The 4465-nt window shown below is 39.3% G+C and carries 5 protein-coding genes and 1 pseudogene; 2 read left to right on the forward strand and 4 right to left on the reverse strand.

Features of this window, described 5'->3' with window-relative positions; genetic code table 11:
• Positions 1-202 (forward strand): annotated as a pseudogene (locus AAV96_RS00505) (sulfurtransferase); the annotation flags it as partial.
• A 69-nt stretch (positions 203-271) separates the two neighbouring features.
• On the opposite strand, the gene mnmC reads toward AAV96_RS00505, so the two are convergent.
• Genes mnmC through AAV96_RS00525 form a run of 4 tightly spaced genes read right to left on the reverse strand, consistent with a single transcriptional unit; the run spans position 272 to position 3594 of the window.
• On the reverse strand, positions 272-2182 hold the full coding sequence (gene mnmC / locus AAV96_RS00510) for an FAD-dependent 5-carboxymethylaminomethyl-2-thiouridine(34) oxidoreductase MnmC (RefSeq protein ID WP_046737898.1): 1911 nt from the start codon (positions 2180-2182) through the stop codon (positions 272-274).
• A gap of 17 nt (positions 2183-2199) precedes the next feature.
• Entirely contained in the window at positions 2200-2652 is a 453-nt protein-coding gene (locus tag AAV96_RS00515; protein WP_046737899.1) for a hypothetical protein, read from the reverse strand.
• 3 nt (positions 2653-2655) lie between these two features.
• On the reverse strand, positions 2656-2958 hold the full coding sequence (locus tag AAV96_RS00520; protein ID WP_046737900.1) for a YciI family protein: 303 nt from the start codon (positions 2956-2958) through the stop codon (positions 2656-2658).
• Positions 2959-2982: 24 nt separating this feature from the next.
• A complete protein-coding gene (locus tag AAV96_RS00525; RefSeq protein WP_004664925.1) occupies positions 2983-3594 on the reverse strand; it encodes a septation protein IspZ in 612 nt (203 codons plus the stop codon).
• A gap of 45 nt (positions 3595-3639) precedes the next feature.
• Here AAV96_RS00525 and AAV96_RS00530 point away from each other — a divergent pair.
• Positions 3640-4465: PHP domain-containing protein (locus AAV96_RS00530; RefSeq protein ID WP_046737901.1), on the forward strand; the 826-nt coding region annotated here is incomplete at its 3' end.

Raw genomic sequence — 4465 nt, forward strand, 5'->3', positions numbered from 1 at the left:
TCCAATTGCTGAAATTAATGCGGATAGTTTGACTCAGGTTGCAGCGGATCAGCCGATTTATATTTTATGTGGTGGTGGTAGTAAAGCACCACGCGCAGCAGAGCTTTTAGACGGTTTAGATGATTCTCGTGAATATGTTGTATTGATGGGCGGTACACGTGCAGCACGTGATGCTGGCTTAGCTTTAGAACAAGGCGCATAGATCAGTTAAATTTGCCAAAATACTTGGGTATTTTGGCAAATTTAAAGAATGAACAACTAAAATAATAATTTATCCAGAATAATAAGGTTTTTTAGCTTTTAATTTCTTTTGAAATCTTTGAGGATTTAATTTATCCAATAAACTTTGAGGAACTGGGCAAAGTTCACCTAAAATTAGTGCTGCTAAAATTTCACTACATAATGGCGCAAATAAGAAACCTTTCGATCCTAAACCAGCAAAAGTATAGATTTGACCAAGATTTTGTATTTTCCCAACTAAGGGGAAATAATCTAAACTTTGTGCGCGAACTGATGCTCTTCCTTGCCAAGTCTCCAGCTTTGGAAGTTGTTCGGCATATTGAGGGCAGATACTGTGGATAAGTTCGTAGTTATGCACATGATCTTCAGTTAGCACTTCTGCATCATCCCGATTGGGATAAAAAGATGCACCAAGAATTAACTGTGAAGCATCCAGTTGCATGCAATAGCCACCATAACTATAAGCTTGATCCAGTGCTAAAGGTCGCTGGCTATTCTCAACCCAGCTGACTTGTCCCCGAATTGGTTTTAAGACAGGATAGTTTTCAAAGAGTTCAGCACTTTGTTTGGCACAACAGACAACCGCATGATCCGTTATGGCAATTTTTTGTTGGTCATGCCAGAGTGTAACTTGGCTATCAGTCGACTCTAATCGAGAAATTTTTGCTTTTTCAATTCGAATATTAGGATGTTGTAAAATCTCATCACGTAATTTATGTGGTGAAACTGCACCTGCTTCATGTAAGGTCAGACTTGAAAGCTCTGTTTCAGGAAGGCATTCAAGCGTTGTATTTGCAGTTAAAACGTTTTCCGGATATTGCTCAACCAGTTCTAACAGTTCATCTGCATTTTTTAATGCAATTTGCTCTACTTGAATCGGTCTAAATGCCTTAAAACGAGGATAAAAATTCAACGCATGCTGCCAACTCAAGGTCATCAAGTGTTCATGCGCCTGTTCAATTGGGCATAGCTTTGGACTGAGCAACGCCAGTGGGTTGCCAGATGCACCTGAAAGCGGCTCATTTTGCTCGTAGATCGTAACTTGATGTCCTCGTTGAGCAAATGCCCATGCTGAGCTTAAACCTGCGATTCCTGCGCCAATAATCGCAATATGTCGCTGTACAGATGCTGAGCTCGCTATTTCAGATTCATTTTGAATCGTTATGTCTTGCTTCGAATCGGCGGTGTCTGTTTCTTCTTGTGAAGCATTTAGCCAAATAGCTTTGAGCATTTCTCGTTTATGACCAAAACCTCGTGGACGGCTGATTTGGATGCCGTGTTGTTTAAGCCCACGTTTTAATATGCCTGCGACACTAAAAGATGCGAAAGTTGTTCCAAAATCAGATAAACGCACTATGTGATCTAAGACATTTGCTTGCCACATATCTGGATTACAAGACGGGGCAAAACCGTCCAAGAACCATGCGTTAACTGCTTGGGTTTTGGGAATAGTTGGAAAAATATCCTGAGCATCACCTAGCCATAAATCAATACTAAAACGTTCTTCAGGAAAACTTAAGCGATGACAACCTGCAATTGGCAGGGGATATTGCTGAATCAATTTTTCTGCTATAGGTTTGAGTTCTGTCCAAACATTAAGTGCACGGATCAAATCAGCTTTATTTAATGGAAATTTTTCAACGCTGACAACATGTAAATGGCTGTGATTATCTAAGCGAACTTGTTGCCAGAGTTGCCACAGGGTCAAAATATTGAGTCCTGTACCAAAACCAGTTTCACCTACACAGAAATATTGATAATCGTGTAGTTGAGAGAGGCGTTCGGTTAAATCATTGCCATTTAAAAATACATGTCGGGTTTCAAGCAAACCATTGTCTTTAGAAAAGTAAACATCACCGAATTGCTTAGAAATAGGAATTTCGATGTCATCGACTATTTCCCAATCTAATTCAGCAGTTTGTAATTTTGATGAGTGAGACATAAATAAAAATTATATTTTTACCACTGGCGACGACGTTTGGTGTAGACATAGCTCGCAATAAAGAAACCTAGAATGACACCAACTGCAATGGTCATAGCACCATATAAGAACATTTGAGCACTGCGCTCACTTTGTAAAACTTGAATCTGAACAGTAAGATTGTCATTTTTGAGTTGTAATTCCTGATTTTGCGAGAGCGCCTCAAGATTGGCATTTTCAAGTTGTTTTAAGCGATTGGCTTGATCTTGAACCAATGCTTTGACTTTTGCTTCTTGTTGCTGTTTAGCCTTTGCAATTTGTTCAGCAGTTAAGGGCTTAGCAGTTGCCGTAGCAACAGGGGTGGAAGCTGTTGTTGCGTTTGGTTTAGCTTGAACAGGTGTTGTCGGTGCGACAGCTGGTGTTGGTTCAACAGCCCAGACTGATGAACTCATTAAGCATAAGGCGAAAAAGCTTTTGGCTGCAAAGTGCATGATTTACCCTTTTGGAAAAGCTTTGTTGAAAGGCTTTACGTCAATATTTGAGTAAATTCCTTCTTTTAAAAAAGGTTCTTCCTGAATCCAGCTATCTAGTGCTTCACGCGTGTCAAATTCAACAATAATCGTACTGCCTAGAAAACCTGCTTGTGGATTATTTGGATCTTTAGGATGAGCGCCAGCAGCAATTAAACGTCCTTCATCATCTAGCTTTTGCAATCGTTCAATATGTTGTGGACGAGTTGCTAAACGTTTTTCTAAGGTACCTTCATGATCAGTGCAGGTTAGGACAAAATAAGGCATGGCAGTCGCTCAAGGATTCAAAATTCAGTCGGTGGTTTTAAAATGCTTTCTTAAGAAAAATAGTATAGCAGCAAGGTAACTGATAGAAACGATAATATCGCCGAAAGCCGTGAATTCGCCCCAATATTTGCCTTGCATATAGACGAATCCAAAGAAAAAATGTAAAGCGGCAAGCAAAAAGAATTGTCCACACCACGCTAAGTTCAATCTCATCCAGCCTTGATGACTTAATTCGAGTAATGAACCAAGAAGCTTTTTAATAATCGGGGTACGTTCTTTATTGAATAATGGGGTAACTAAAAAACCTATTCCAATACCGATATTGATGATGATTGCTTTCATTTTAATGTAGGTCACATCACTGAATACGAGTGTGATTCCACCAAAAATCACCGACATTACTACAATAAACCATTGCATTTTTTCCAGTTTAAATTTCTGGAAAAAGAACAAACAACCGTAAACAACAAGCGTTGAAATTAAAAGTGCACAGGTTGCAACAAGAATATGATTTTGATCGGTATTTCCTGCGCTACCAACCAACTGTAATAAAGGGTGATGACTATCTTTGGGATCAGTGGTTTTATAAAAATAAAAGAAGATAATAATCGGCAGATAGTCGAGCAACGCTTTCATGTTACAGTACGATGATGAAATAGGTCAGATAGCATAATACAAACCATGTTCGGTGTCGATTTACATACACATACCCACATTTCAGATGGTACGTACTCTCCAGAACAACTGGTAGAGGCGGCTGTTGACTTAAAAATAAAGATGCTTGCCGTGACAGATCATGACACGATGGATGCTTTAAGCCGTGCCAAGAAACATGCTCAAGACTATGATATTAAAATCATTTCTGGCGTGGAGATATCCAGTCAATGGTCAAGGCCAAATATTAAAAAGAGTTATGGTGTTCATATTGTTGCTTTGAATATGCAAGATGAGATGCCTATAAAAGCAATGCTTGAAAATCAGAAAAAAGTCCGTGCTGAACGTGCGAAAGTGATTTGTAGCTTATTAGAGAAATGTATTGATTTTGATATTTACCCAGATGTGATTGCCAAGGTTGATGGACATCCAGATCGAGTGACCCGTACTCATATTGCCAAAACATTGGTAGAGAAAAATATTGTCAGTCGCCCACAACAAGCATTTGACCGTTTTCTAAAAGAAGGGAAAAAGGCATTTGTGAAATTTGAAGGTTTAGGGTTGAAAGAAACGATTGACGTGATCCATGCCAGCCAAGGCTTCGCAGTTTTAGCGCATCCAACCAGATATGATTTATCAGCGACCAATATTCGTTATTTAATTGAATTATTTGCTGAATCGGGTGGAGATGCTGTTGAACTTCCTCCGAGTGTAGAACCATCATCAACACGTCAAATGGTGGATCGAATGATTCAGCAGTTTGATTTGGATGTTTCGATTGGTAGTGATTTTCATGGTGAAAATATGCCGTGGATTAAACTGGGTAATACACCTAAAGTGAAAGAAGGGCAGA

The sequence above is a fragment of the Acinetobacter sp. AG1 genome, assembly GCF_001005525.1.
Taxonomy (GTDB): Bacteria; Pseudomonadota; Gammaproteobacteria; order Pseudomonadales; family Moraxellaceae; genus Acinetobacter; species Acinetobacter modestus.

Bases quoted from the DNA above. Each gene is read 5' to 3' on its own strand.
- mnmC (WP_046737898.1), bottom strand. From the start codon at position 2,182: ATGTCTCACTCATCAAAATTACAAACTGCTGAATTAGATTGGGAAATA.
- AAV96_RS00515 (WP_046737899.1), bottom strand. From the start codon at position 2,652: ATGCACTTTGCAGCCAAAAGCTTTTTCGCCTTATGCTTAATGAGTTCA.
- AAV96_RS00520 (WP_046737900.1), bottom strand. From the start codon at position 2,958: ATGCCTTATTTTGTCCTAACCTGCACTGATCATGAAGGTACCTTAGAA.
- AAV96_RS00525 (WP_004664925.1), bottom strand. From the start codon at position 3,594: ATGAAAGCGTTGCTCGACTATCTGCCGATTATTATCTTCTTTTATTTT.